At 44.3% G+C, this 25,939-nt stretch carries 27 protein-coding genes; 16 read left to right on the forward strand and 11 right to left on the reverse strand.

All coding sequences use genetic code 11. The features are described 5' to 3' along the window. Position 1: 1 nt before the first annotated feature. Positions 2-1,177, reverse strand: coding sequence for an efflux RND transporter periplasmic adaptor subunit (locus R7P74_RS19445; RefSeq protein ID WP_025627543.1), 1,176 nt, complete (start codon positions 1,175-1,177; stop codon positions 2-4). 772 nt (positions 1,178-1,949) lie between these two features. Here R7P74_RS19445 and R7P74_RS19450 point away from each other — a divergent pair. From R7P74_RS19450 to R7P74_RS19465, 4 genes are all read left to right on the forward strand, one after another. After that, positions 1,950-3,293 (forward strand): OmpP1/FadL family transporter, encoded by a 1,344-nt coding sequence (locus R7P74_RS19450; protein ID WP_318123087.1) that lies wholly within the window; start codon positions 1,950-1,952, stop codon positions 3,291-3,293. 78 nt (positions 3,294-3,371) lie between these two features. Beyond that, positions 3,372-4,091, forward strand: a complete 720-nt coding sequence (locus R7P74_RS19455; RefSeq protein ID WP_053349369.1) for a carbonic anhydrase — start codon at positions 3,372-3,374, stop codon at positions 4,089-4,091. A gap of 79 nt (positions 4,092-4,170) precedes the next feature. Then, on the forward strand, positions 4,171-4,722 hold the full coding sequence (locus tag R7P74_RS19460) for a YtfJ family protein (protein WP_065769302.1): 552 nt from the start codon (positions 4,171-4,173) through the stop codon (positions 4,720-4,722). Positions 4,723-4,742: 20 nt separating this feature from the next. After that, positions 4,743-5,177, forward strand: a complete 435-nt coding sequence (locus R7P74_RS19465) for a hypothetical protein (RefSeq protein WP_085569217.1) — start codon at positions 4,743-4,745, stop codon at positions 5,175-5,177. Between the two features lie 80 nt (positions 5,178-5,257). Here R7P74_RS19465 and R7P74_RS19470 read toward each other — a convergent pair whose 3' ends face one another. Further along, positions 5,258-5,797 carry an NUDIX domain-containing protein gene (locus tag R7P74_RS19470; protein WP_020834877.1) on the reverse strand — a complete coding sequence of 180 codons (540 nt, stop codon included), beginning with the start codon at positions 5,795-5,797 and terminating at the stop codon, positions 5,258-5,260. 51 nt (positions 5,798-5,848) lie between these two features. Further along, entirely contained in the window at positions 5,849-6,523 is a 675-nt protein-coding gene (yjjG, locus tag R7P74_RS19475) for a pyrimidine 5'-nucleotidase (RefSeq protein WP_182039681.1), read from the reverse strand. Between the two features lie 138 nt (positions 6,524-6,661). Here yjjG and R7P74_RS19480 point away from each other — a divergent pair, with 138 nt between their 5' ends. The 6 genes from R7P74_RS19480 to R7P74_RS19505 all read left to right on the forward strand — a co-directional run bounded on the left by R7P74_RS19480 (position 6,662) and on the right by R7P74_RS19505 (position 10,511). Next, positions 6,662-7,585 carry a LysR family transcriptional regulator gene (locus tag R7P74_RS19480; protein ID WP_318123088.1) on the forward strand — a complete coding sequence of 308 codons (924 nt, stop codon included), beginning with the start codon at positions 6,662-6,664 and terminating at the stop codon, positions 7,583-7,585. A 115-nt stretch (positions 7,586-7,700) separates the two neighbouring features. Then, entirely contained in the window at positions 7,701-8,015 is a 315-nt protein-coding gene (locus tag R7P74_RS19485) for a hypothetical protein (protein WP_213876792.1), read from the forward strand. Positions 8,016-8,062: 47 nt separating this feature from the next. Further along, a complete protein-coding gene (locus tag R7P74_RS19490) occupies positions 8,063-8,749 on the forward strand; it encodes a helix-turn-helix transcriptional regulator (protein WP_005497912.1) in 687 nt (228 codons plus the stop codon). Between the two features lie 164 nt (positions 8,750-8,913). After that, a complete protein-coding gene (locus tag R7P74_RS19495) occupies positions 8,914-9,096 on the forward strand; it encodes a hypothetical protein (RefSeq protein WP_021035913.1) in 183 nt (60 codons plus the stop codon). A gap of 852 nt (positions 9,097-9,948) precedes the next feature. Then, positions 9,949-10,143: a hypothetical protein gene (locus R7P74_RS19500; protein WP_225455344.1), complete on the forward strand. Its 195-nt coding sequence runs from the start codon at positions 9,949-9,951 to the stop codon at positions 10,141-10,143. Next, positions 10,131-10,511 carry a hypothetical protein gene (locus R7P74_RS19505; protein ID WP_213898714.1) on the forward strand — a complete coding sequence of 127 codons (381 nt, stop codon included), beginning with the start codon at positions 10,131-10,133 and terminating at the stop codon, positions 10,509-10,511. The genes R7P74_RS19500 and R7P74_RS19505 overlap by 13 nt, the downstream gene beginning before the upstream one ends. Before the next feature lie 87 nt (positions 10,512-10,598). Here R7P74_RS19505 and R7P74_RS19510 read toward each other — a convergent pair whose 3' ends face one another. Together R7P74_RS19510 and R7P74_RS19515 are read right to left on the reverse strand one after the other, a co-directional pair. Then, positions 10,599-11,153, reverse strand: a complete 555-nt coding sequence (locus R7P74_RS19510) for a sugar O-acetyltransferase (RefSeq protein ID WP_031780875.1) — start codon at positions 11,151-11,153, stop codon at positions 10,599-10,601. A 129-nt stretch (positions 11,154-11,282) separates the two neighbouring features. Continuing rightward, positions 11,283-11,681, reverse strand: a complete 399-nt coding sequence (locus tag R7P74_RS19515) for an OsmC family protein (protein WP_005374132.1) — start codon at positions 11,679-11,681, stop codon at positions 11,283-11,285. 202 nt (positions 11,682-11,883) lie between these two features. Between R7P74_RS19515 and msrB the strand changes: the two genes are divergently transcribed. Together msrB and R7P74_RS19525 are read left to right on the forward strand one after the other, a co-directional pair. Then, positions 11,884-13,026, forward strand: coding sequence for a peptide-methionine (R)-S-oxide reductase MsrB (gene msrB / locus R7P74_RS19520; protein WP_005374134.1), 1,143 nt, complete (start codon positions 11,884-11,886; stop codon positions 13,024-13,026). Between the two features lie 33 nt (positions 13,027-13,059). Beyond that, positions 13,060-13,206 carry a DUF2256 domain-containing protein gene (locus R7P74_RS19525; protein WP_005374142.1) on the forward strand — a complete coding sequence of 49 codons (147 nt, stop codon included), beginning with the start codon at positions 13,060-13,062 and terminating at the stop codon, positions 13,204-13,206. Between the two features lie 61 nt (positions 13,207-13,267). Here R7P74_RS19525 and R7P74_RS19530 read toward each other — a convergent pair whose 3' ends face one another. From R7P74_RS19530 to R7P74_RS19540, 3 genes are read right to left on the reverse strand one after another with little or no spacing between them, the layout of a single operon-like run. Further along, complete coding sequence (locus R7P74_RS19530; protein ID WP_256900877.1) at positions 13,268-13,975, reverse strand: SDR family oxidoreductase; 708 nt, start codon at positions 13,973-13,975, stop codon at positions 13,268-13,270. After that, the gene (locus R7P74_RS19535; protein WP_318123090.1) at positions 13,975-15,525 is read right to left on the reverse strand and encodes a cryptochrome/photolyase family protein; all 1,551 of its coding nucleotides are present in this window, start codon (positions 15,523-15,525) and stop codon (positions 13,975-13,977) included. The genes R7P74_RS19530 and R7P74_RS19535 overlap by 1 nt, the downstream gene beginning before the upstream one ends. Then, a complete protein-coding gene (locus tag R7P74_RS19540; protein WP_318123092.1) occupies positions 15,525-16,877 on the reverse strand; it encodes a DASH family cryptochrome in 1,353 nt (450 codons plus the stop codon). The genes R7P74_RS19535 and R7P74_RS19540 overlap by 1 nt, the downstream gene beginning before the upstream one ends. A gap of 349 nt (positions 16,878-17,226) precedes the next feature. Between R7P74_RS19540 and gefA the strand changes: the two genes are divergently transcribed. After that, positions 17,227-18,240, forward strand: a complete 1,014-nt coding sequence (gene gefA, locus R7P74_RS19545) for a diguanylate cyclase GefA (RefSeq protein WP_047102820.1) — start codon at positions 17,227-17,229, stop codon at positions 18,238-18,240. A 90-nt stretch (positions 18,241-18,330) separates the two neighbouring features. On the opposite strand, the gene R7P74_RS19550 is transcribed toward gefA, so the two are convergent. Beyond that, entirely contained in the window at positions 18,331-18,909 is a 579-nt protein-coding gene (locus R7P74_RS19550; protein ID WP_005374156.1) for a malate synthase, read from the reverse strand. A gap of 174 nt (positions 18,910-19,083) precedes the next feature. Here R7P74_RS19550 and R7P74_RS19555 point away from each other — a divergent pair, with 174 nt between their 5' ends. After that, positions 19,084-20,640 (forward strand): DUF3612 domain-containing protein, encoded by a 1,557-nt coding sequence (locus tag R7P74_RS19555; protein ID WP_080773721.1) that lies wholly within the window; start codon positions 19,084-19,086, stop codon positions 20,638-20,640. Between the two features lie 387 nt (positions 20,641-21,027). On the opposite strand, the gene R7P74_RS19560 is transcribed toward R7P74_RS19555, so the two are convergent. Continuing rightward, a complete protein-coding gene (locus R7P74_RS19560) occupies positions 21,028-22,383 on the reverse strand; it encodes a diguanylate cyclase (protein WP_042523392.1) in 1,356 nt (451 codons plus the stop codon). A gap of 132 nt (positions 22,384-22,515) precedes the next feature. Here R7P74_RS19560 and R7P74_RS19565 point away from each other — a divergent pair, with 132 nt between their 5' ends. Together R7P74_RS19565 and R7P74_RS19570 are read left to right on the forward strand one after the other, a co-directional pair. Next, positions 22,516-23,121, forward strand: a complete 606-nt coding sequence (locus R7P74_RS19565) for an alpha-ketoglutarate-dependent dioxygenase AlkB family protein (protein ID WP_262645511.1) — start codon at positions 22,516-22,518, stop codon at positions 23,119-23,121. Between the two features lie 69 nt (positions 23,122-23,190). After that, the gene (locus tag R7P74_RS19570; protein WP_064369491.1) at positions 23,191-24,279 is read left to right on the forward strand and encodes a DUF3541 domain-containing protein; all 1,089 of its coding nucleotides are present in this window, start codon (positions 23,191-23,193) and stop codon (positions 24,277-24,279) included. 54 nt (positions 24,280-24,333) lie between these two features. On the opposite strand, the gene R7P74_RS19575 is transcribed toward R7P74_RS19570, so the two are convergent. Further along, positions 24,334-25,542 (reverse strand): NupC/NupG family nucleoside CNT transporter, encoded by a 1,209-nt coding sequence (locus R7P74_RS19575; protein ID WP_017635515.1) that lies wholly within the window; start codon positions 25,540-25,542, stop codon positions 24,334-24,336. Between the last annotated feature and the right edge of the window lie 397 nt (positions 25,543-25,939).

The raw sequence follows: 25,939 nt of genomic DNA on the forward strand, positions 1-25,939 counted from the left end.
CTTAGAACCTCATTGGAGGTCGACGACGATCACCTCGGCTTGATGATTCTCCATCCATAGCATTGCCAAGAACAACTTGGTCGCCCTCCTTCAAACCTGAGAGAATTTCTGCGTTCACTTTGTTGTTGATACCCACTGTCACGGGCTTTTGCACCACTTGGCCCTGTTCAAGCACTGGCACGGTATAGTTGCCTTTGCCGCCAGATTTTTGCAGCACTTGTGAAGGGACAATCAAGGTATTTTCCGATTGCTCAAGGACAATCGAAACTTGCGCAGTCATGCCGATGCGCAAAATACCTTGCGGGTTCTTCACATCAAATACAGCGTTGTAGTAAATGGCGTCGCTATCTGAAATGCTCAAATCGCTGTCATCGCCATCCATGATTGTTGGCCCCGGCTCAATGGCGCGCAATGTGCCTTTAAACTGCTGATTCGGTTTGCCTAAAATGGTGAACAGCGCCGTTTGGCCGGGGTGAACAAAAATCACATCGGCTTCCGAAATTTCGGCTTTCACTGTCATCGTATCTAACTTAGCTAACTCGATAATAGTTGGCGTGGTTTGATTGGCGTTTACGGTTTGTCCTTCTTCCACCGCGGTGTAGACCACCGTGCCATCCATCGGTGCGTTGATGGTGGTGTAACCGAGATCTAACTGCGCATTGTCGACGTTGATTTTGGCTTTCTCGATTTCGGCATCCAGTTGCGCTAACTCGGCTTTGTAGATGGCGAGCGTCGCTTCGGCATTCTCGTAATCAGCTCGTGAGCTCGCTTTCGCCGCCAACATGCCTTTTTGGCGCACGAATTCATAGCTTGCTTGTTTAATCTGCGCTTGCTTAGCTTGATACTGAGCATTGAGACTATTAAGAGACGCTTGGGCTTCTTTGAGGCTATTTTGCTGAGTCAGGCTGTCAATCTGTGCAATCAAATCTCCCTGTTTGATCTCATCCCCTAAGTTCACAGCGAGGCGTTGAATTTGCCCAGATACTTGCGCACCGACATTCACCAATTTGGACGCTTGCAACATGCCGTTGGCTAATACCGCCTTTTCGATATTGCCTTTACGAACGACTTCTGTCGCGTAAGGAGAAATGGGTTCTGGACGTTGCAGATAATGATAACCACCAGCACCAATAGCAAGTAGGCCACACAAAACGATCCATTTTTTATTGAGTTTCATAGCAGGAGTGAAGTAAATAATCGTTTTGATTTTATACTGCTATTTTTCTTAGCCGTACAGGGTACGAGACGTAAAGATAGGTAAATTAACGTCAAGATACTGAAGGAATAACATCATTAATGTGAAAAATCCGAGATATTATAGTCACTTCAAAACTATATTATTCAATACGTATAGCAAAGACCATTTTTAATATAGAAATTCAAGTTATAAGTATTATAAACAAAATTTTTAAATACCAACAAACCAGTAAAGTCCAAAATTATTCAATATGCCATCAATTTAAATTTCATTATGGCCATTTTTAATTATTGAATTTCAAGAGGAGTTAAGTGACAAGTTAAATAAAAAATACCCACATAACACAGGTAAGACCGAGAGGAGTGTGTCATGTGGGTTTAAAACGATAGTTCTCTTGCTGATTCGAACTACCAACGTTGGGATGCAATGGAAATACAAATGACTCAGAGTTTCCATCACGGACACTTTATCGCTGGATTTGCCTCTGTTTGTTAGGGAACAGTCAGCACAATAAAAATAGAGAAGTAATACCGCAAAAATAAAAATAGAGGCTCTGAGTTTAATTTACACGTAAAATAATCACCACATTCACGACATGAACCATTAATAAATTCATCAATAAATATTTATTAAGTTAAATTTATTTATTGTCAACATACTGTTAGTTTTACTCCTAAATATACTGGTCAGATTTGTTTATTTTACTGCTTTTCGTTGCAATACAATCTCTAATTAATTCATGAGAAAAAACATGCAGCGACAATTCACTCTTTCACCGATTTATTTATTAATCGGTTTAGCCTCATCGACGGCGTATGCCGGTGGTTTTCAAATTAACGAACATTCGGCGACGGGTCTTGGTCGTGCTTTTGCTGGTGATGCCGTCATTGGTGATAATGCGTCTGTAGTCAGCCGCAACGCCGCAGCGATGACGCTGTTTAAACAAAATGCCTTATCGTTCGGTGTCACTTACGTCAAACCTGGCGTTACCGTTAAAAATACGCAATATCATCGAGCTAACATTAATGCGGATGTCAATGTTGGTATGGGTGGTTTTCCTCCGCCCCCTCAAGTTGACATTACCCCGTCCTTCTCTCAAACCGTGACCGACATTGATGACGTCGATGGCGTTGGTCAACCAGCCGTTGTACCCAATTTTTACTTTATTCACCCTATCAACGACGACTGGTATCTAGGCTTATCGGCATATTCCAACTTCGGAACCGACATGGAGTTTAAACCAAACTATGGCGCACCTGTTTTTGGCGGTGTCACCAGCGTAGCGAGTGTCAACCTTGGCGCAAGCTTGGCATACAAGGTGAACGATCGTTTTAGTATCGGTGGTGGTATTGATGTGATTTACGGCTCTGGTGAGCTGTACCGCGATATGGACGTGGGTTTTTGCGTTGGTGGGAACATACTTGGAAACGAACTAGAACAACGCTGTGGATCCGTAAAAGGCAACGCACTTGATGTGGAAGCAGGCGGCATTGGGCTTGGTGCGAATATTGGCATGATGTACGAGTTTAACGAACGTCATCGCTTAGGTTTAAGCTACAAGCACAGCCCTAACATAGATGCCAAGGGCGACATCCACTTTGCGGGCGAATCGTACGACTCGCTTGCTATGCCGCTACCGGATATTGCGGAGTTTTCCGGTTATCACCGCGTCTTACCTAAATTTGCCCTGCACTATTCTGTGCAGTGGATTGGTTGGTCAGCATTTGACAGCTTGAAAGCTGATGATCAGTTGCTAAAAGATTTTCAGTGGCAAGACTCCGCGCACTACTCCATCGGTGCGACTTGGTACGCCAATGAACGTTGGACACTTCGCACGGGTTACATGTTCGACAAAACACCTGTCGATGAGCTGACCTCGCTTTCTATTCCAGATTCGAACCGTCACTGGTTATCTGCGGGGGCCTCTTACCAATGGTCATCAGATACCACGGTTGACATCGGCATGACGTACTTGATTGGTGAAGATGTCAACGTAGAAGAGTACGCGTATGAAGGTGTTCCTGCACCGATGGTAACGGGCGTGACCCATTCAAATGCGTTCCTAATTGGTGCCCAGCTCAGCCACCGTTTCTAATTTGTCAGGCAGTGATCAAACCTCTAGGTCATTGCCTTGTAACAACGCTTATCGAAGCGACCGAACAGAGACATTATTATGAACAAAACACTACTTGCTTTTTCACTCTCACTTCTCACTCTAAGCGCAGCTCAGGCTTCGGAATGGGGCTATGGCAATGACAAACACGGGCCAGAGCACTGGGGAAAAATCGCCAAAGACTGCGCAACCACGAAAAACCAAAGCCCAATCAACATCGACAACCCAGCCGATGCAAAACTGGAAGCACTGAACCTTTCGTACACTGGTCAGGTCATTGGTTTAACCAACAATGGTCATACGCTGCAAGCGCAAGTGAACGGACGTAATAGCTTCACCATTGATGGCGAGACGTTCGAGCTGCAACAGTTCCATTTCCACACACCTTCAGAAAACCAAATCAAAGGCCGCCAGTATCCACTTGAAGCGCACTTTGTACACGCCAACGCAGACGGCGAGTTGGCGGTAATTTCGGTGATCTTTGATGCTGGCGATCAAAACGCAGCGCTGTCTAAACTGATCAACGCAATCCCACAAGAGAATCAAACCACCTTCTTTAAAGATACGTTTGAGATTAACGACTTACTGCCAAAAACTGCAAACTACTATCGGTTTAACGGCTCTTTAACCACACCACCATGTTCAGAAGGTGTGCGCTGGTTTGTGCTTAAAGACACTCAAACCTTATCCAAAGATCAAGCCGCGAAACTGATGGAAGTCATGGGACAAAACAATCGTCCGCTGCAACCGCTAAATGCGCGCGTTGTACTTTCTAACTAAACGCCACATCCGATAAGGGGCATCGTATTTGCCCCTTATTTTGATTCGCTCTAACCTCACTTCGTTACAGGAACCCCCAATGAAAACTCCATCTGTTCTGTCACTCTTACTCGCACTCGCCCCGACATTCGCCTTCTCTCATAACCTTTCTGTCGGTCAAACCACCCCTTCCGTCAGCATTGATACCTATGGCGAAATGACGCTGCAAGGAGACGATGTGGCTTATCAACCTTGGGCAACTCAGCAGATGTTAGGCAAAGTCCGTGTGATACAAGCCATTGCAGGTCGTAGTAAAGCTAAAGAGATGAACGCGCCGCTGATGTCAGCAATCACTGCCGCTCACTTTCCTGAAGAACAGTATCAGACCACAACCGTGATCAACCAAGAAGACGCCATATGGGGAACCGGTACATTTGTTAAATCGTCGGCAGAGGACAGCAAAAAGACATTCTCTTGGTCTTCCATGGTGTTAGACAAAAATGGCGTATTAGCAACAACTTGGGATCTACAGCAAGAAAGTTCTGCGATTATCGTACAAAATAAACAAGGCGAAATTTTATTCGTGAAAGAAGGGGCTTTAACTCAAGACGAAGTCACACACGTCATCGAACTGATTAAACAGAATATCTAAACCTAAGGTAAGGAAAAGCTATGAAACTGTTCAACACCATCGCACTCTGTCTTTTAGCGGCTGTAGCCTCTTTCCAATCGGTTGCAGGAGACAACGATTGGGACAAGATTGCAGATAAAACCGTCAGTTTTAAATCAGAAACCGACACAGTCAATCCACTGTCACCATTTGCTAACGCTCGTTTCAGCCACATCAAAATCAAATGTACGCAAGGTACGGTCGATCTGAAAAGCGTTAAAGTGATCATGAAAGATGGTCAGGAAAAGACGTTCGACAGTTTAGGTGTTCTGACTAAAGGCATGTCATCAAGAAGCTTAAGCCTACCAACAAAAGATAACGCGAAGTTAGACAAAATCGAGTTGAACTATGAATCGGTTGGCAGCACTGCGCTGCAAGTCGTGGGGGTGACTAAAAAAGCGCAAGTGGAAATCTTAGGTAAGAAAATCGACGAGTAAGCGATGGCTCAACGAGCTCACCCAAACTAAAAAACAGCGGCACTAGGCCGCTGTTTTCATTAAAAAATCGTCATGAATAACTAAATGAATTTCTTCAGCTTCGCCAAACCATAAGCAGCGATGGTGACACAATCTTTGATCGTACCGTCGATCATCATCTGTTCGAACTCCTCAACAGAAAAAGCGCGAGTGATCAAATCCTCTTCTTCACTGTCGAGTTGATTGCCCACGTCCGTTAAATCACTGGCGAAGTAGACGTGACATGTCTGATTCAAAAAGCCGTATGCGATAAACTGCGCGCCGACATACGCCATGGCGCTCGCCTGCATGCCCGTTTCTTCACGCAGCTCGCCTTTGGCAAGCTCAAGATGATCCGCATCTGGGTTTGATTCCCACGCCCCTTGTGGGATCTCCCAACAACGTTGACCTACGGTGTAACGGTACTGCTGAACCAAGTGAATCATCCCGTTATCGATAGCCAGAATCGCAGCACAATCAGGTTTGTCGACCACACCATAGATGCCCTCTGCGCCGCTCGGACGTAAAATTTTGTCCTCACGCACCGTCATCCACTTATTCTGGTAAACGACTTTGCTGTCTAGCTGTTTGATGTCTGACATGGTTATTCCTTGATTTTTCCGAGGGTTACTGCGGAATAATACCCGATTCGGTTACGCCACCAAAATGTTCTTTAGTTCACTCAAAGACTCAACGGTGTAATTTGGTGCGATACGCTCATCAACGCTTGCGCCTGTGGTATTTAACCAGCAAGTTTCAATACCAAAATTATTACCACCCAGAATATCGGAATGCAGGTTGTCACCCACCATCAGTACGCGCGTTTTGCATGGGTTGCCCATTTGCTGCATCGCGTATTCAAAAATACCTAAGTCCGGTTTTGCTACGCCCACTTGTTCAGAGATCACCACTTTATCGAAGTACTCAGTCATCCCTGTGCGCTCAAGGCGAATTGCTTGCAACTCTGTAAAACCGTTGGTGATGATGCCCATTTTAGCTTTGCCTTGCAGCGCTTCCATCAGCTCTTTTGCACCTGGCAACAAGCTGCAAATATCGGCCATCGCTTCTAAAAATGCGCTGTTGAGATCTGCTGTTGTAGTATTCAACTTCTCAGCCCACTCGGTAAAACGCTTATGTTTTAGCTCATCTGCCGTTACTTTGCCGTCTTGGTAATCCACCCAAAGCGGTTTGTTTACGGTTTGGTAATGAGTAAAGTCTTGTTCAGTAAAATCTACGCCTTTGCGAGAAAACATAAGCTGCAAACCTTTGAAAGCATCAAAGTGGAATAAGGTTTCGTCAGCGTCAAACAGGATCCAATCGTACTTCATTTTCTTCTTCCCAAAATCAAGGTCGTAATACTGGTGCATAGTCTAGATTGTTTTCTTCTTGAAGATAATCTCTATAATTGGAAATTAATTGTATCCTTGTGCTCAACAATAAATGCTTCACGATAATAGGAGATTGATGTGAACGCGATTGCCTCCCTGCCCGTTTTTGTTGCTGTTGTCGAATGCGGCAGCTTTTCCCTTGCGGCCAAACAGCTGAATCTGACGAAATCGGCGATCAGCAAACGCATCAACCAACTAGAAGACGATTTGGGCATTCGTCTCCTTAATCGAACTACGCGTAAGCTGAGCCTGACCGAAGCAGGAGAACGCTATTTTGAGTACGCCTCTCAAGCGCTCAACCTAGCCCAGCAAGGCGTGGACGCGGTATCGGAACTGCAAGGCTCTCCACAAGGTCGGCTCAAAATTACCGTGCCGATGTCTTTCGGTGTACTGCATATCGCGCCTTTGATCCGTGAGTTTCTCGCTCGTTACCCGAAAATTGAAGTGGATTTAAACCTCGAAGACAAAATGGTCGATTTGGTTAAAGACGGTTTTGATTTGGGGATCCGTATTGGTGAACTCACCTCTTCCAATCTCATCGCAAAACGTCTCGCCCCTTGTAAAAGTGTGCTTTGTGCCTCGCCAGATTACTTAGCGGAGTTTGGAACACCACAAAAACCAAGTGATTTAGTCAGTCACAACTGCCTGCGCTACTCCTATTTCCGTGGCGGCGTCGAATGGATGTTCATCAACAACGGCAGCGAATACAAGGTACTTCCAAAAGGAAACTTTATCGTCAATAACAGCGAAGCCATTCGCCAGTTGCTGTTAAGAGGCTCGGGCATTGCTCAACTGCCGACGTTTATTGCAGGAAGAGACTTTGCTGCAGGAAATCTAAAACCGGTGATGGAAGAGTATTCTCTACCAGAACACGCCATTTATGCGGTTTTTCCTGAACGCAAGCACATGCCGTTGAAAGTAAGAGCCTTTATCGATTTTATCAGCGAAAAACTCGGCACAGATTTACCTTACTGGGATCGTTACAACAGCCCAGAAAAATAACCATATTGATGATAAGTGAGTGAGATTTCACTACTGACATGTTCTGACATTCCATCCGCGTAACCTTATTTGGAACTCAACAGGCAATCCGCCAAAACCAATAAGGAATCACAATATGGAAACCGTTATCGAAACTGTGCAATTTCGTCTAACCGCAGGCACAACAGAGCAAGACGTGATCGCTGCTGTCAAACAGTCACAAACGTTTGTGAAGAATCTGCCGGGCTTTTTGTATCGCTCACTCAGTCACGAAGCGACGGACGATGTGTGGACAGACATCATTTACTGGCGTTCAATGGACGATGCAAAACAGGCGGGAAAACAGATTAAGCAAGCTGTTGAATTTCAGCCTCTGTTATCAATGATTGACTGCGAAAGCTTCGAGCTTAAACATCACAACTTAAAAATGTGCAGTGAGCTAGAGAAGTAATCAGCCACACTACCACTAACAACCAGTAGGTCTAGATAAGGAACATCATGAGCAAATCAGAACGACTGTTTGAGCTACTGACGCTTCTGCGCGCAAAGCGTTACGCCGTGACAGCGAAAGAGCTCGCAGAAAGAATGGAAGTCAGCGAACGTACGATTTATCGCGATATTCAGTCGTTGCTCAGTTCTGGTGTTCCTATTCAGGGTGAAGCAGGTGTTGGCTACCTATTGCAAGCTGGCTCTCATCTGCCGCCTTTGATGTTCTCAGAAAAAGAGATGATGGCGCTTGAACTGGGTATGCGGATGGTTCGAGCCTGGTCGGATGCCGAACTCGCCGAAGCGTCTCACTCTGCGTCCACCAAAATACTTTCGGTATTGCCCGATAAGCTCAAACAACAAGTGGAAGATTGTCCGCTGATTGTGCCCGATTATCACACCCAATCCGAGACTGCCAAACGAGGGCAGCTTCTGCGCCACGCGATTGATCATCAGTTTAAGGTCAGTTTGGATTACCAAGATGAAAGCGGACAAGTGACCGAAAGAAAAATCCAACCGTTAGGCCAGTTCTTTTGGGGCAAAGTCTGGACGCTGGTCGCCTGGTGCGAATTGCGCGATGACTACCGCCAGTTCCGCCTCGACCGTATCCAAGCACTGCGTATGCACGATGAAGAGTTTCAGAGTGCGGAAACCAAATCTCTCAAACATTATATTGCGCAGTATGAATCGAAAGATTGAGTGTTTTTCATCCCTCCATCACAAGGATTCTAAATTGCTCTGCTCAATGCGCGATATTTGGAAAGGCACATTTGGTTAAACTAATGTTTCATTTTTAACAGATGCGCAACCAACTTAAGATCGTTAACTTAAGTAGCACGTCAACCACACCGGAGCGTGAAGCTATGAAAGTACTGATTCAATACACCCAAGCAGGGAAATATCGAGATCAAGCGTGGGAGTCTTTAACTCTTCGATCTAAAGGTGATATGCAGGCAGTTACCCCTTCTTATGCTGCCCAACTTATCGAACAAAGCAAAGCGACACTTGTGATGACAGAGGAGCAACAAATCGTTATTCATCCATAACCGACTATTAGCCTTGTTTAACCAACCTTTGTTGGTTAAACAAGGCTTACATCTCGCCATTACACGTTATCCATTTTATACACGACCAACTATATTTGGAGGTTGGCGTTAAGCATTTTTCCGAACATTGATGTTTGTTCATTTAATCGTTCAACCTAGCTCAGGTGAAAAGCGAAAGTTACCTGATGTATCCCAAGAGGGGCCTAGGTGGTACCGCCTATTATCCTTCATAATAATATGGGCAATTATCATAAACTCTACAATGTTAGCACTTGTATTTTTTATCGCAGGTTTTTTATCACTAGCAAATCATGTATGACCTTCACTTATCCAACCAAGTTTAATATCACACTTTAAATGTAAAAAATCACATTAACAATTTCATACAAATAATAAATACATCAGCTAATTTGTAACTTTTTAAAATGAAAGTCTAGAATGCAAAAAATAAACCTTTTTAAATATAGTTTTTTGTTAGTATCTGCACAAACAAATTATTAGCTAGAGGTGCTCTGTGTCGGGATTATTTGAGTATAAAATAAAAACTCATGATAACTTATCATCAATTATATTAAACATGTATGGTGCTCCATATGAAAGGCTAAATTTATCACTTAATAATAAAAAGCTTACGAGTCTATTCGCATAGCTCGAAGTGGAGGGTTACCTGCGAATGCTCATATAGTTAAACAAGCCGAAAAACTGAATAAAATAGCTCAAGCATCTAAAGTTGGCGGACATGTTTTAGTATGTGTTGGTCTAACGGCTTCCTGCATTCAGATTGCCAATACACAAGACCAACATGAGAAGAATGAAGTTTTTGTTGAGTCAATAACTAGCACAGCTGTAGGAATGGGTACCAGCGCGTTAGTCGGTCTATTTTTAGTATCAAACCCTATTGGCTGGGGGACTGCCATTGTACTCGCTGCCGGTTCAACGGCTGTAGGTTATGCATCCGGTAAAGTGGCAAAAAGCTTTTATAATTCAATTGAAAGCAAGCCAAACTTAGTCGCTAGTACTGGAATAGAGTCTATATGCAGCAAGTAATCACATTCCTTTTTTACACTTTAATGATGGGTGTATTTGTCATTTTCTTACAAACCATTTTTATCGGTGTCATGCACTTTCTGATGCCGAAGGAGATTGTTGGGAACTATTTTAAAAAACCATATTTTAATGAATTTGAGCTTTCTTTATTCACAGGTTGGCCTTACGCATTTTTCCGAACATTGATGTTTGTTCGTTTAATCGTTCAACCTAGCTCAGGTGAAAAGCGAAAATTACCTAATATTTCTAGAGAAGTACCAGAATGGTATCGTTATTTGTCGATTCTATTACTGGGTATTATTATTGTGAACTCTGTTGTCGTTGCCCTGACTTTATCAATTGGGGCCGTTCTTTTAGCAATTGAATGAGAAATTAACATTAAAATATAACGATGTACTCGACGAAGAGAGCTCAGTCAGAACTCTCTAATCGCCAGTGTTATTGCATACTGATCTCTACTCTTCTTCGTTGAGACGACGAATCAACTTAGCTGGCGTGCCTCCGTATAGACAATCTGGCGGCACATCATGGTTAACGACCGAGTTCGCCGCAATCACCGAGCGAGCGCCAACTGTTACACCTTGGTTAATAACGGAATTTCCGCCAATCCACACATCATCTTCAATCGTGATAGGTTTACAAAACGTTTCCCAACGTCGACGACTTCGGTAATCAACAGAATGAGAAGCGGTATAGAATTGCACGCTCGGTCCAATGAGCACGTGGTTCCCGATGGTAATTTTGGCACCATCGAGCATGACCACGTTCATGTTGATAAAGGTTTCTTCACCTATTTCGATGGTCTTACCAAATTCACAATGAAAAGGGGACTGGACAATACAACGGCCTACCTTGCCAAATAGCTGCTTTTGCAATTCGTCGCGCTGACTTTCGTCGGTGTTATTATTAAGTGCTCTAAGTGCTTGAAGAGCATGGCTTCTAATGGCGTCAATTTCTTTGTCCATGCCATCAAAGACCTGGCCAGACATCATTTTTTCTAGTTCTGTCACTGGAAGACTCCTACAACCTGCAATTACTGCTTTCAGATTCTTCACAAGGTACGTGAACTGCGAAATAAAAAAAGAGAAAAGCCCGGACTTTTCTCTTTCCTGTTTTTATATTTTGTGGAGTCTGTCAACTTACACAATTTCCCAACTGTGGGTCATCTCAACACCTTCGCCTAGCATTAAGCAAACCGAGCAGTATTTTTCTAGCGAGTCAGCCGCCACTTTTGCTACGACTTCTGGGTCAAGCTCGTCACCTGACACTTCAAAGTGGATATTCACTTGCGTAAAGATACGCGGTGCGGTTTCACGACGCTCTGTGGTTAGCTTGGCATTAACTGACGAAACCTTTTGGCCTGCTGTTTTCAAACCATCAACAACATCGACAGAGCTACAGCCACCAGCAGCCATTAGTACCATTTCCATTGGGCTTGGTGCGGTTGCACCGCCATTGCCATCCATCACTACGGAGTGGCCCGACTGAGATTGCCCAAGAAATTTAAAATCTTCTATCCATTTAACTTCAGCTTGCATGATTTACCTCATTTAGCATCGCTCATTCAAGGCATCGTTGCCCTTACTAGCGGTATGTTTCTTGTCGATACTTTAGCTCTATCGCATAAAAGGGCAACGGAATTTTCAACATTACTGTAATTTTTTCGCTCGGTTACCTTTCTCTATACGTAACACTTTTTATTCAAGTAACACTTTCTACAAAAATAACGATGAGGTAGCTATGAAGAATATGTCTAAGTTATTGGCCGGTTTCTCCTTCGCACTTCCAGTCTTGTTTCTACTATTGAGTAAAACAGGTACCGCCGATACGATGGATAAGCTGAAGGCTTCAGAGAATACAAGAATCGCAACGCTAGCTGGCGGTTGTTTCTGGTGTACAGAATCGGATTTAGAGCAACTGCCCGGCGTAATCGATGTTGTATCAGGTTATTCAGGTGGTCATATTGAAAACCCGACTTACCGCCAAGTCTCTTCTGGTAAATCTGGTCATATTGAAGTGATTGAGGTGAAGTACGATCCTGCTGTTGTGAACTACGAACAAGTGCTGGATTACTTCTTCCGTCATATCGACCCTACCGACGATAAAGGTTCATTTGTTGACCGTGGTCCTCAATACCGTCCGGCGATCTTCTATCATAATGCGGAGCAAAAGCAGATTGCTAAGCAGTTTATGATGGAAATCGACAAGGCGATGATCTATCCAAAACCGTTGAAAACAGAGCTGATCGAGTTTGAAAAGTTTTACCCTGCGGAGTCGTATCATCAGGATTACTACAAGAAGAGTAGCCTGAAGTACAAATACTACCGCTACGCATCAGGTCGCGATAAATATCTCGACGAAGTATTTGGTGAAGATCGAAAAGAAAGCCCTAAAACACTTCGACAGTTGATTGAAGAAAAAAAGCTGCTTTCGAAAGTGAAAGCGTACAGTAAGCCTGCTCAGTCTGAAATCAAATCAAACTTAACAGAGCTACAGTATTACGTGACGCAAGAAGAAGGCACGGAGCGTCCGTTTGATAATGAATACTGGGACAACAAAGAAGCGGGAATTTATGTGGATATTGTGACCGGTGAACCGCTATTTTCTTCTACTGATAAATACAAATCTGGCACAGGTTGGCCAAGCTTTACTCGACCAATTAACCCGGGTTACATCGTGGAGAAAACCGATTATAAACTGCTCTACCCTAGAACGGAGATCCGCAGTAAGTTTGGTGATTCACACCTAGGTCATGTGTTTAAAGATGGTCCGAAGCCGACGGGATTACGCTATTGTATGAACTCTGCTGCGATGAAATTTGTACCTGTGAACAAGATGGCGAGTTTAGGCTACGGCGATTACCTGTACCTATTTGATAAGTAGTTTTAACCAAATTAGGAGTGAACATTCAGCGCGATGAAAGGTTTTAAATCCAACCTTCCCATGAAAGTCTGTCCGGTCTGTCAGCGCCCATTTTCTTGGAGAAAGAAGTGGGCGCGAAATTGGGAGGAAATCGTTTATTGTTCTGAGCGTTGCCGAAGAAATAAATCAACGAAAACGTAGGTCACTCCGACCCTCTCTGGAGTATGTTATTTCATTTGTATTAACGTTTGTACGCGTTCTCTTACCAAGGTAATAACGTCCCATCATAAGCCCAAAACGCCCCGCTATCTTGCGGGGTTGCTTTTTCTATCAAGCCTAATAAATCCTTAGCAACTCGCTCTGGCGTGAACAACTTTCCCTCTGGGACATTGGTTTGAAAAGGTGCCGACAAAGCGGTATCTGTGGTGCCAGGGTGAAGTGAAAGCACCGTGCCATGTTTGACCACTCTTTGCCATTCGATCGACATGGTTTTAAGAAACATGTTTAATGCGGCTTTCGATGCGCGATAGCTGTACCAACCGCCTAACTGATTATCGCTAATGCTGCCAACTTTGGCCGAAATGGTCGCAAACTTAGGTGCAGTACTGCGTTTTAGCTTGGGCGTGAAGTATTTCGCCAACAGTAAACTTGGCAAAGTATTAACCATGATGGTTTGCTGAAAAAAGTCAGCGTCGAGCGAATTAAGATTCTTCTCAGGGCCTTTCTCTTGGGTGTGCAACATACCAACACAGTTCACTAACCAATCGACATGTTCAATCTGCTCACTGAACGCTTTTACCTGCTCGTCTTGCGATACATCCACTTGATGCCAAACGACATTTGGATGTTGCCAATCTGGTTGCTGCTTACGATAAGTGGCATGCAAGTGCGCTTGAGGGAACCGAGCTGCGGCTTCTTGAACCATCGCCAAACCAATTCCACCATTGCCACCGACGATGAGTATTTCCATCACAAGTTCTCCACGTTTTCTATGTAATGCTCTGCGGTATCGAGTATCGCTTGGCGTTGCTGTTCTTCCATGTTGTCCCAAGAGCGGAAAATCATCCCGATTCGTGGATTGGTTGCGAGACGTTTGTCGTGCTTGTTCATAAAGCGCCAATAAAGACTGTTAAACGGACACGATCCTTCCCCGCTCCTCGCCTTATTGTCGTAATGGCAGCCCTTACAGTAGTCGCTCATCTTGTTGATGTAAGAGCCACTCGCCGCGTAAGGCTTGGTACCAACAATACCGCCATCCGCAAACAATGCCATGCCACGAGTGTTTGGCATTTCTACCCACTCAATTGCATCCACATAGATACCGAGATACCACTCATCCACTTGATCTGGATCTATTTCGGTTAGCAAACAAAAATTACCAGTCACCATTAAACGTTGAATGTGGTGTGCATAGGCATAATCGAGAGACTGCTCAATCGCATTGCGCATACAGGCCATTTTGGTTTCGCCATTCCAAAAGAAGTCTGGCAGCTTTCTTTCTGCGCCCAACTCGTTCTTGTTCGGGTAATTAGGCATATTCGCCCAGTAGACGCCTCGGATGTATTCTCGCCATCCCAAGATTTGGCGAATAAACCCTTCGACTTGAGAAATGTCGATGCCTGCGTTGGAATGAAATGCCTTGAGTGATGCATCAATGACTTCTCTCGGGTGCAGCAATTTGCTGTTGAGCGAGAAGGAAATTCGGCTGTGATACAAGCTCCACTTAGCATCGTGCTGGCCTGTCATGGCGTCTTGAAAACGGCCGAACAACGGCAGACAGACTTGGCAGAAATGCGCGAGTAAAGACAAGCTCTGCGCGCGATTGATCGGCCACAACAAATCTCCTTCAAGATTTCCGATGGTTTCGATGTCATGTTTTGCCAACCGCTCAGTAATATCGCGCACGTCGGTACTGAACATCAACGGTTGTGGCAGTTGTTCAATGTCTTTGTCTTTGGCTTTGAGCTTGTTACGGTTGTTGGCATCGTAATTCCATTTTCCGCCGACGGGTTTTCCGTCTTGCATCAAGATGTCGAAGCGCTTTCGCATCCGGCGGTAGAAGTGCTCCATCATGATGTGTTTGCCTTGAGGAAACTGCGATTCTATTTCCTCAAACGGCAACAAAAAGTGTTCCGAATCGACACAACGTGTCACGACCCCATCAAGCTTTAGTTTGGCTAACTGTTCTAGTAAACGGTATTCATCGGGGCGTTGATATTCAAACTTGCTTGCACCACCTTCGCTCACATAATGTTGCAAAACTTGCTCAAGATCGTCGAAGGATTGTGTGTCATCCAACGTGAGGTGCAGAACTTGGTGACCTTCACTCTGACGCTCTTTCGCAAACTGTTCCATTGCAGAAAAGAACGCACACACTTTCTGAATATGGTGCGTGACGTATGTATTCTCTTGCTTGAGCTCCGCAATCAGGTAAAGCACTTGCTCATCCGGTTGCTGAAACCAAGAGTGCTCACTGTTAAGTTGATCGCCCAAGATCAATCGTACGGTTTCAAATTGCATTACGGTTTCTCCGATGACGAAGCTTTGTCACTGCTGCCCATCACAATCGGCCAATCGACCATGTCTACACTATCCAAATGCGCGCCAGGACAACGACCTTGCCACCTATCGATGAACTCCATGTGCGGATCGTACATTTCGGTTTGCTTTTCGAGGTTGAATTGTCGTGAACCACGCGGATCAGCACCAACGCCCGCTAGGTATTGCCAATTTCCCCAGTTTGATGCCACATCGTAATCAACCAGTTGTGACTCAAAGTACGCCGCGCCATAACGCCAATCGAGGCCAAGTTCATGCACCAAACAACTGGCGACTAACTGTCTGCCACGATTCGACATATAACCGGTTTCATTAAGTTGGTGCATACACGCATTGACGATAGGAAATGGCGTTTCACCTTTCTTCCATTGTTGAAAACGGTGCGCGTAAAAGCTGGTGAGTGGTGCTTGATTTTGGATGCCACCGAATCGGAAGAGCTGTCGCTTGTGTCGACGGGCATACCAATAAAAGTATTCACGCCAAAGCAGCTCGAAGTAAATCCAGTAGGTTGAATCATTTGCACCATTCTCCGCTTCATAACGTTTCAACATGGCATAAATAGTTTTCGGAGAAACGCACCCATGAGCTAGCCAAGGAGAGAACTTGGTGGAGTAATCCATGCCATCTAAACCATTGCGTGTTTGTTTGTATTCACTGGCTAGTGTGGAAGCAAAATACTGGCGACAATGTTCAAGCCCGCGGCTTTCTCCACCATGAAACGCAGCTTTTGCGTCAAAGTAATATGCAGTAACGGAAGGAAGATTCACACCTAAAGGAATTGGAGGTAACGAACGGATACTCTCGTGGGGCCGAGAGATGTCTAAACCTTCAACTTGCTTTCTAAACTGCGTGAAAGTGGTAGGCAGATTGCTCAAGTCAAATGGCAGTTGTTCTTCCCTTAACAGGGTCCGGATTGCTTGCTGTTTTATTTTTACATGAGACGCGCCTTCAACTGCGCGATCTAACGCTTGTTGCTCATCCGAACCGGGAAAGGCGTCAGCATATATATGTGTGACGCCGAAGCGATTAACAGCATACTTGATTGCTTGATCGGGCGTTAGTTCAACCGCCCATAATCGCTGACCAAGGTGATTCAAAGATTGATTGAGTTCACTAAGCGATGAGTCGAGAAACTGCAATTTCGCGCGCCCGAAAGAGGCTTCCTGCGCAAAGTGATGCAAGTAAGGCGTCATTGAAGGGTAGCAATACAAGCAAATTAACTCGTCCATTTCTACACTGGCGCTTTTCAACAGTGGGTTGTCGTGCAATCGCAAGTCGTTCGTGAACCAATAAAGTCCTATTTTCTTTTTCAATTCGCACCCTCAGATGTTAATTCTTCGTCTACGAGTTCTTTTCACGGAGACCCTGACGTTAAGCCTTTTGATTTACTTGCTTTTATACGAAAACGAGAGTTTGACGATCATTAGGTTACTAACGTTTACACAGAATCCATTTGCTGGATATCTCAAAACACGCAATACCACCAAATGCCTGTACATGTTTCATACTGATATTTTATAAAATTCGAATCCAACGGTATTGATCACGATCTTAATCACTCATTTTCTATATAAACCATGCAAAAGTGATAAAAATTAAAGCGACATTAGTTAATATCCGTTAATCTAAGCCCAATCCCATTTTGCTAGTACCATCGCAGAAATGACCGACGAGTTTAAGAAATCAACCGCTAATTTAAAAAAAGCGGTCCCACTGATGATCAAAAACCATGTTGCTGCCACGCCAGCCAACTACGCGCTTTGGTATACCTACGTTGACAAGACCATTCCAGAACTCAACTTTGAGTTAGACATGGTGTTAGAAAACTACGGTATTTGCCCGCCAGCAACCAATAAACAGCTTTACAACAACTATGTGGCCAGCAAAGCAGAAACCAGCCTTGAAGATCTTAGAACCAATGTAGAAGTTCTGCTACACGAAGTATCCAGTTCAATGAGCGATACGATTTCAGATACTTCCTCCTTTTCTGAGATGGTAGACAAAAGCTTTAATAAACTGGAAAAAGTTGAGGACAATAGCCTAAGCATTGAAGAAGTGATGGTAGTGATTCGTCAACTTGTCGCAGAGTCACACGAAATTCGTCACTCAACAAAGTTTTTGAATAGCCAATTGACTAACGCGAGTGAAGAAATTTCTCGCCTCAAAAACCAACTGGCTGAAGTACAGCAAGATGCGTTGTTCGATGGTTTGTCAAACCTATACAACCGCCGAGCATTTGACAAAGATCTCTCTTCACTTATTGCATCAAATCAGGCAATGACCTTGATCATGCTTGATATCGATCATTTCAAATCATTTAACGACAATTACGGGCACCTTTTTGGCGATACAGTATTAAAAGCCATTGCCCGCCGACTACAACAAAGCTGCCGAGATGGGATATGTGCGTACCGTTTTGGTGGTGAAGAATTCGCGTTAATTGTACCTAACAAATCTCTGCGAATTGCTCGCCAATATGCAGACACACTACGCCGGATGATAGAAAAACTGCGTATCAGAGATAAGCGCTCAGGCACACAAGTTCACAGCATTACCGCTTCTTTTGGGGTAGCAGAATTTGAGCCGGGTGATACGCCTGAAGCCTTAATCAATAAAGCTGATAAACAGCTTTATGAAGCAAAACAACTCGGTCGTAACCGCGTGATGCCAATTTAAATAAACTGACTAAGCGAAAACGACTTTTACGATGAAAAAGAAAACCCCGCGACGTAAAGTGCGGGGTTTTTATATCCAATCATGAGTATCTTAATCGACGCTGTAGCAGTAACTTAGAATGTAGTCGTCACCATTTTTTGCGGTATATTCTTTATCTTCACTGCATGCCATCGGCTTACCTTTTTTGTCGCCTTTGATTAGACTTATCCAATGGCGCATCGCGGTTGGTGCATTGCCAGTTAGTTCAGGATGAAACGTCGTGCGAGTTTCCAATTGAATATCGTCAATGTCCACTAATTCCACGCAACCAGTGCCTTTGTGACAGCCAAACAGCACTTCTACATGATTACCCGAATCATCTTTAAACAAAATCGATTTTGGATCTTCCTTTTCACCAGTGTACGCCACGAAGTGTTTTGGGCTTTTCAGGCCGCTGTGTGTACCGTCTTTGAAATAAGCCAAAACATGGCGGTAATCAATCACGTAACTTGATACATCTTGGTGCGACCCGTTCTCCAATGGGAACATGCGGTCAAGCAGTTGCTTCGCTTTTACTTGTTTCTCACTCTGCTGCTCAGCACTTACCGCTTCGACGGCAAATACGGCTTCAGCGATAAATGGGCGTTGTTGTTGTTGCATCTCTTTTTTATCGAAGTTCAGCATATTCATCGTCATATCCTCGCACTTAAAAACTCGTCCTAGAGTAAAAACTTAAATCCTTTATTTAAGTTTCAGGCAATTCTGTGAAGTGGATGGTTAATTTCCTTGCCTGCTCATTATGTAGACTAGCGAAATATTGACTACAATTTCACAACAAAAATTTTACAATGTGAATTTTACAAAATGTCTGTGTCAAAAAGCCTTATTCGTCAGTCTCATTTTCTTGGTACGAAAATTCGTAACCTAAGAAAAAACAACCATTTAACGATGGAAGATTTGTCTGCCCGTTGTGTAAGAATTAATCCAGAGTACGCTCCTTCGGTTTCTTACCTTTCGATGATTGAGCGCGGAAAACGCGTACCGAGTATCGATATGCTCGAAGTGATCGCGGAAGTTTTTCAAAAAGATCCGGCGTGGTTTTTAGATGATGAACCCGAATTAGAAGCCATCACACCCAACAAAGGAAATCGTGGCGGGATTAGTGGCATGGCGTTGGAGCCGAGCTTCCTGTTTTCCAATGATATTCTTCAAATCGCGATACCAGAAATGCTCTCCCAAACAGGTATCACGGGGCGTCAATTCGCCCACTTACTGATCCGCGCACACCAAGAAAACCATCAAAACCATTTTCCTGATTTAGAGCGCGCCGCCGAAGAGGTCGGCTTGAAGCGGCTGAATCTATCTGTAGAAGATCTCGTAGACATTGCAAAGAGTATGGGATTGGATATCCGCTGGGTAGATCGAGCGCCACAAGATGTGATTGATGAACTGGGCGTCAGCGCCAAACAGTTGATTACGTCTTTCATGGAGCCACCTGGGACTATTTATCTCAATAAACGAATGCGTGACTATCCAACCCGATTGAAGTATGACTTGGCGGTATATATCGGCCATCGAGTGCTCCATAGCAGCGATGCAATGAATAACGTTTTATCTATCGGGCATCAAAACAATTGGGAGCAAATGGACAGCCCTGTGTCGAACTCTGAACTCAATTCGCAAGATATCCTGCAAGCTTGGCGTGATTTTGAGTCCAGCTTTTTTGCTGGTGCCTTGCTTTGCCCCAAAGTACCATTTCGTCAGTTGCTTGACCGCTCCGGTTACGAAATTGATGTTCACAAAAAGGCCGGCGTTTCTCCTTCCGTTGCAATGCGTCGCATGACGGTGGTCTCGCCTTACCCTCATTGGCACTATTTTGATGCCTATGGCCCCGGCAAGTTAAAAGCCGTGTATCGAGGAAATGGTATTCCATTGCCTTGGGGCAACATGCGCAAAGTAAACGACCCTTGCCAGCACTGGGCGGTATTCCGACGCCTTTCCCAGCCTTTGGATACCAGTTCAGCGCAAATTTCGATTTTAAATGTTGGCGACGAGCCACGTATCTACTGCTGCGAATCGGTCAACGTATTTGACCCTGCGGGAAATAATCGCGTGCTATGTGCCGGTATTGATCTTAACCCTGCTATTTCTGCACAAGGTGGCGATGCCGTTTCCATAGCGGAAGAACTTAAGTCCCTTTGTGTCGCTTCCGGCGGAAGTAGTGTTATTCCTCCCCACATCAAAAAAGACTTAACGACTATCGCTAAGATATTAAACATCAACTGGATAGAGCGCGGGATTCAAACCCAAGCAAGGTTGATCTGCTCCAGAGGGGCGGTTTGTCCAAGACAACCTAGTTGTTACAGCAAGTGCGGAGAAGCTGATGAGACGGGCAGCGACGTGAATATCATCGGGCTTTAGAAAGAAAAAACGCCAATCACAATAAACGTGATTGGCGGTATATACTTGTGAACAATTTGTATTCACTAACAACGTCAGTTGGCTAGGTGACCCTCGGCTTAATAAGGGTCACTCTAAGTAAAGCACGATGCGTGCCAACTTTAAAAAAGCCGCTTTTTAGTAGATCCAGATGCATATCGTTGCTTTATTAACCATTAATTTCGCAAACTGCATTTGCAAAATGCAACATCATGCAAATATGCCACTGAATGCACTGCTAATAACGACTCTCTCAGCAAAGTGTCTGTGAACATATGAAGTCACATATTCTTGCACCTCAATGATGATGAGATTTCGGGCTCCCAACTTTACCATTCCTCTAACCCCTTATTGAAACTGGGTTCAGGCTCATCCGCCATGCTTTTGTTGATACATTCTCTCATCGGCTATTTTCATCATTTGCTCAGGAGATGACATTTGCGGGTCAAATATCGCGTACCCAATACTGGCTTTCAAATAGATAAGCGTTTCATCGTAAATGACGGGCGTAGAGCATAGCGCTAATCGAAGTTTTTGTAGAAGAGACTGAACATTTTCTTCCGTTCCTGGGTGATGAACTACAACTAAGAACTCATCACCGCCCATTCTGGCCACGATGTCTGATTTACGCAGAGAGCTTTTTACCCTTTCAGCCGTAGCGATTAAAACTTTGTCACCTGCGTCGTGACCATAGGTGTCGTTAATGTGTTTAAACCTATCTAGGTCAATATTAATTAAGGCGAAGCTATAACGCTTTTTATAACGTTTCGCTATTTCAAACTGCTGCTTGTAAAACTTCATAAAATAGCGACGGTTTGGTAAACGCGTGAGTTCATCGTGTAAAGCTCTGTCATCTGCAATGGTATACAGTCGATAAATGGCGAACAGCGCGAGGCTAAGTGCGAATATAATGGGATAGCCGATTACTCTAGCTAAATGCAACTGATGCCAAGAGATTTGGCGATCAGCTTTGCCTCCAGAGAAAACCACCATACTCCACCCACCATAAGGAAAATGAACCATCTCTTTTGCATATGCCATGCTATTTACACTTTGCGCGCCAAAGAAAGCATCACCAAATGAGCCACCGCTATCGTAACCACGGATCATTAAAGGGTAACGATACGAGAAATCAATTACGCCGGTTTCTCTCATCAGAGCATCGAAATCAATCACCGCACTGATCACTCCCCAGTAGTCCTGATTCATTGGAGGATCAAGAAAAACAGGCACACGCACGATCAAACCTCGGCCACCTTGAATCAAAGTCACTGGCCCTGCGATGAAAATTTCTTGTACATCCTTGGCTTTTTGCACCTGTACCCACTGCTGTGGCACTGCGCGGTAATCAAGGCCGATTAGGCGCTCATTACCTTGGCGTGGAAATACATGACTAATTACATCATTTTTCGCGATACCGATGATTGTAATATGTTTACTTTTATTTAGGATTCGGTGAGCGGCGATACTCAATTCTTCTTCTTGATTTTTAGGAAGTAAAGTAATGAGTGTCGCTAAAGTACTGGCTTTGTAGATATCCGCCATAAGTACCGCTTCCAAATTGGAACGGAGAATGGAAAGTTGTTCTTTGGCCTCAACTTGAACTCGCTCTTTGTGAAGTTCTTGCTGGTTTCGATTTAACAGCTCAATAACCCCAATACACAAAGCGAAAAAGGTGAGGAAGAACAATGCAAAATAGCATCGCTTTCTGGGTAAATAACGCATTTTCTCCCCACAACTCGTATACAACTACGAGATTTTTTATTTATTGTTAAAATTCTTATTATCACAAGAATAACCAATCATAATCAGAAAGGTAACAGTGATTGACAACTTTTATGTTTTAGGTGTGAGATGATGCATCAACAAGGCGATTTATTTGGCGGCGATCTATGGCAAGAAGTAGAAAGAGGAAAACTTTATTATGATCCTCATTTTCTTAGCCATCTTGAGGCGGATAATTACTTTGACCAACTTCGAAAAACACTGCCATGGCACCAAGAACACATTACTATGTTCGGCAAGTCAGTACTTCAACCTCGCTTACAAGCGTGGCACGGTGATGCAGCATATACTTACTCAGGCTTAACCATGCAACCTCACCCTTGGACTCCTGAGTTAACTCAGTTGAAAGAGCGTTGTGAATCAGTTGCTGATGTCACTTTTAATTCTGTTCTCGCTAACTTATATCGACACGGCCAAGACTCAATGGGCTGGCACCAAGATAATGAACCAGAGTTAGGTAGAAACCCTGTTATCGCATCTTTGAACTTAGGTGAAACACGTCGATTTTTGCTTAGAAATTTACATTGTAAAACTGAGATTGAATACGAGCTTTCTCACGGCTCCTTACTGATTATGGCTGGCGAGCTCCAGCATCACTGGAAGCACTGCGTACCAAAAACCGCGAAAACCAAAGATGAACGTATCAACCTGACTTTTAGGCAAATTTTTAACTATTGACTCAGCTTTTACATTCTCAATTAATATTGATGGTAGGTTTAGGTTCAGGACTTCATAGGGAATGGATTTATGCGTATTAAACCTCTTAGCTTAGCGGTCTTACTCTCTTGCTCACTTACCTTTGCTGCTCAGGCATCACAGGAAGACGTACCGCTTCTCGATAATACTCAATCAGCGCAGTTGATTCGTAGTACCTACGAACAAGAACTGTTCACTTTCCCGGCGTTTAAAGAGGGCCATTTTGGCTTACGCATGTACCGCCAAACATTAGATGAGAAATATCACGCTGCCATTTGGACCGACATGGCACAAGTAGCCAGCCGGTTAAACCAATTTGCTAATGAAGTTGTTGAACCAGAAGACATCATTCTCTATTCATCTCAAAGGCTGACCACGTATCAAGAGAAAGAAACCGAACGAGGGCAGCGACGCTATACCGTGACTAAACACCATCCTGAGTACCTTTATCTTGGTGTGGATTTGCTTGGCGCAATGGCAAGAGCAAACGAATACGGCCTAAAGCATAAACAAGACAAAACGCTGAGAAAAATTATTAGGCGCTACGATTTCTCGCGTTACGTTACGGACAAAGAGATGATAGAAGCATGGGCAGCTCAGCTTGCAAACCAAGTCTACTGGCTTCGTCAGCTAGGAGAGCAAGATGTGGTCGAGGAATTCACTCAAACCTTCCGTGACACCTACCCCGACGATAAAGATAAGATGCTTTCAGCTCAGCAGTATTGGAACAAGCTCTATGGTATGACGCACATCATCTTTGCCGATTCACAGTATTATCAGGAGCGAGTAAGCGAGAAGAAACACCAATGGATTTATGATTACTTTCGCAACAACATCGACACTATCCTACTACGCGCCAAAGAAGACGTGATTGCGGAAGTCGGCATTTCGTTTTTGTTAGCAGGCTTGGACCATGATCCGGTCGTAAAGAAAACCCGCCAAGCCATTCGTCACGCAATCAACGCAGAAAAAGGGATGATTCCGTCGGTCGACGGTAACTTTGATCTCAAGTACGGCGAACACCGTAACGTGCTAGCCATCATGCTGCTCGATTGGAAAGGGGTACATAAAGCACCAACTTATCAAGAGCACCCAGAGGCTTTTAAATCGATACCTTACGGCTTAATGCCCAAGCCTTAGAAATAACAAAACCCGCCATTTAGGCGGGTTTTTAGTGTGTATCTTCAATCTAAATTAGAGAGAGATAAAAATGCCCGCTAAGCACGCACTCATCAGGTTAGCGAGTGTACCAGCAGCAACCGCTTTTAGGCCTAGACTTGCAACATCTTTGCGGCGCTCAGGTGCCATCACGCCGATAGAACCCAACTGAATCGCAATTGAGCCAATGTTCGCAAAACCACACAACGCAAAAGTGATAATAATTTGAGTATGCTCAGACAGTGTCGCTTTGTGCTGCACAAAATCGATAAACGCAACAAACTCATTCATCACCACTTTCTGACCAATGTATGAACCCGCAGCTAGAATTTCGTGGCTTGGCACACCAATCAACCACGCTAGAGGTGCAAACAAATAACCAAAAATCGCTTGTAGCGTTACGCCAGAGAAACCAAGTATCTCGCCCAAGTTTTCTAGCCCCGTGTTCACCATCGCGATAACACTCACGAAAGCGATAAGCATGGTACCAACAGCAACGGCAACTTTCATACCGCCCATGGCACCGCTTGCTAGCGCATCAATAACGTTACTTTCTTCTGATTTATCTAGCTCAATATTGTTGTAATCGCTTGGCGTTTGACGCTCAGGAACGATGATTTTTGCCATCATCAAACTACCTGGTGCTGCCATAAAGCTTGCCGCGATCAAGTATTTGAGGTCGACACCCAAACCAGCATAACCACCAAGCACACTGCCCGCCACTGAAGCCATACCACCAGCCATCACGGCAAACAGTTCAGAGCGAGTCATGTTAGAAAGAAATGGACGAATAAGAAGTGGTGACTCGCCTTGAGATAAGAAAATGTTCCCTGTTGCAACCAAAGACTCTGCTTTACTCGTACCCAAGAACTTCTGGATAGCGCCGCCAATAAATTGAATCACTTTTTGCATAATGCCCAAATAGTAAAGGGCGGAGATAAGAGCACTGAAGAAGATGATGATAGGAAGGACACGGATAGCGAAGATAAAGCCAGAAGAAGCGAGGTCACCAAAGAGGAATTTAATCCCTTCATCAGCAAAGCTGAGTAGCCCCGCGACACCATTACTTAAACTCGCCAGCGCCGCTTGACCCAACGGGAAATAGAGCACCAAAGCAGCAAACCCCATTTGTAGCATCAAGGCGCGAGATACAGTTTTCCAATTAATGGAAGAACGACCCTCAGAAAGTAGGAAAGCACAACCTAGCAGTGCAACAATACCAAATAGACTAAATAGAACACTCATGAGCTGGACCTACTAAACGTTGAAAAAGAAAAAAGAGCCAAAGGAATTGGCAGAAGAAAGGGACAACGCAGCGAGTGATAACTCACTTTTAGATCCAGAATGTAGACAGAACGAATAGTTCGACATCTTATTTTTACCTTATACAAGCAATTGAACGTAGCTGGTCCGGTCCGTGGGGTCATTCACTGCTGGCGAGCATGTTGCTTGGCCTGCTCCATGTGACGGCTTGTATGGGTAAGGGTCCTGAACAACTAAACCCTAATTCCCGCTTAAACGGGACGCAAGTATAGCCAACAAAAAGAGATATTCATCACATTTATTTACGCAAACGTTCAAGCGTTCAAAATTTAGGCAAAAGCACTCTTTTATCGTCATACCATTAGTAAAAGTAAGGAAA

The sequence above is a fragment of the Vibrio sp. 2033 genome, from assembly GCF_033339735.1.

Coding starts and splice junctions, on each gene's coding strand:
- R7P74_RS19460 (WP_065769302.1), top strand. CDS start 4,171: ATGAAAACTCCATCTGTTCTGTCACTCTTACTCGCACTCGCCCCGACA.
- gefA (WP_047102820.1), top strand. CDS start 17,227: ATGACCGACGAGTTTAAGAAATCAACCGCTAATTTAAAAAAAGCGGTC.
- R7P74_RS19455 (WP_053349369.1), top strand. CDS start 3,372: ATGAACAAAACACTACTTGCTTTTTCACTCTCACTTCTCACTCTAAGC.
- R7P74_RS19535 (WP_318123090.1), bottom strand. CDS start 15,525: ATGCAATTTGAAACCGTACGATTGATCTTGGGCGATCAACTTAACAGT.
- R7P74_RS19445 (WP_025627543.1), bottom strand. CDS start 1,177: ATGAAACTCAATAAAAAATGGATCGTTTTGTGTGGCCTACTTGCTATT.
- R7P74_RS19560 (WP_042523392.1), bottom strand. CDS start 22,383: ATGCGTTATTTACCCAGAAAGCGATGCTATTTTGCATTGTTCTTCCTC.
- R7P74_RS19495 (WP_021035913.1), top strand. CDS start 8,914: ATGAAAGTACTGATTCAATACACCCAAGCAGGGAAATATCGAGATCAA.
- R7P74_RS19465 (WP_085569217.1), top strand. CDS start 4,743: ATGAAACTGTTCAACACCATCGCACTCTGTCTTTTAGCGGCTGTAGCC.
- R7P74_RS19575 (WP_017635515.1), bottom strand. CDS start 25,542: ATGAGTGTTCTATTTAGTCTATTTGGTATTGTTGCACTGCTAGGTTGT.
- R7P74_RS19570 (WP_064369491.1), top strand. CDS start 23,191: ATGCGTATTAAACCTCTTAGCTTAGCGGTCTTACTCTCTTGCTCACTT.
- R7P74_RS19450 (WP_318123087.1), top strand. CDS start 1,950: ATGCAGCGACAATTCACTCTTTCACCGATTTATTTATTAATCGGTTTA.
- R7P74_RS19485 (WP_213876792.1), top strand. CDS start 7,701: ATGGAAACCGTTATCGAAACTGTGCAATTTCGTCTAACCGCAGGCACA.
- yjjG (WP_182039681.1), bottom strand. CDS start 6,523: ATGAAGTACGATTGGATCCTGTTTGACGCTGACGAAACCTTATTCCAC.
- R7P74_RS19565 (WP_262645511.1), top strand. CDS start 22,516: ATGCATCAACAAGGCGATTTATTTGGCGGCGATCTATGGCAAGAAGTA.
- R7P74_RS19505 (WP_213898714.1), top strand. CDS start 10,131: ATGCAGCAAGTAATCACATTCCTTTTTTACACTTTAATGATGGGTGTA.
- R7P74_RS19500 (WP_225455344.1), top strand. CDS start 9,949: ATGGGTACCAGCGCGTTAGTCGGTCTATTTTTAGTATCAAACCCTATT.
- R7P74_RS19490 (WP_005497912.1), top strand. CDS start 8,063: ATGAGCAAATCAGAACGACTGTTTGAGCTACTGACGCTTCTGCGCGCA.
- R7P74_RS19515 (WP_005374132.1), bottom strand. CDS start 11,681: ATGCAAGCTGAAGTTAAATGGATAGAAGATTTTAAATTTCTTGGGCAA.
- msrB (WP_005374134.1), top strand. CDS start 11,884: ATGAAGAATATGTCTAAGTTATTGGCCGGTTTCTCCTTCGCACTTCCA.
- R7P74_RS19525 (WP_005374142.1), top strand. CDS start 13,060: ATGAAAGGTTTTAAATCCAACCTTCCCATGAAAGTCTGTCCGGTCTGT.
- R7P74_RS19530 (WP_256900877.1), bottom strand. CDS start 13,975: ATGGAAATACTCATCGTCGGTGGCAATGGTGGAATTGGTTTGGCGATG.
- R7P74_RS19470 (WP_020834877.1), bottom strand. CDS start 5,797: ATGTCAGACATCAAACAGCTAGACAGCAAAGTCGTTTACCAGAATAAG.
- R7P74_RS19550 (WP_005374156.1), bottom strand. CDS start 18,909: ATGAATATGCTGAACTTCGATAAAAAAGAGATGCAACAACAACAACGC.
- R7P74_RS19555 (WP_080773721.1), top strand. CDS start 19,084: ATGTCTGTGTCAAAAAGCCTTATTCGTCAGTCTCATTTTCTTGGTACG.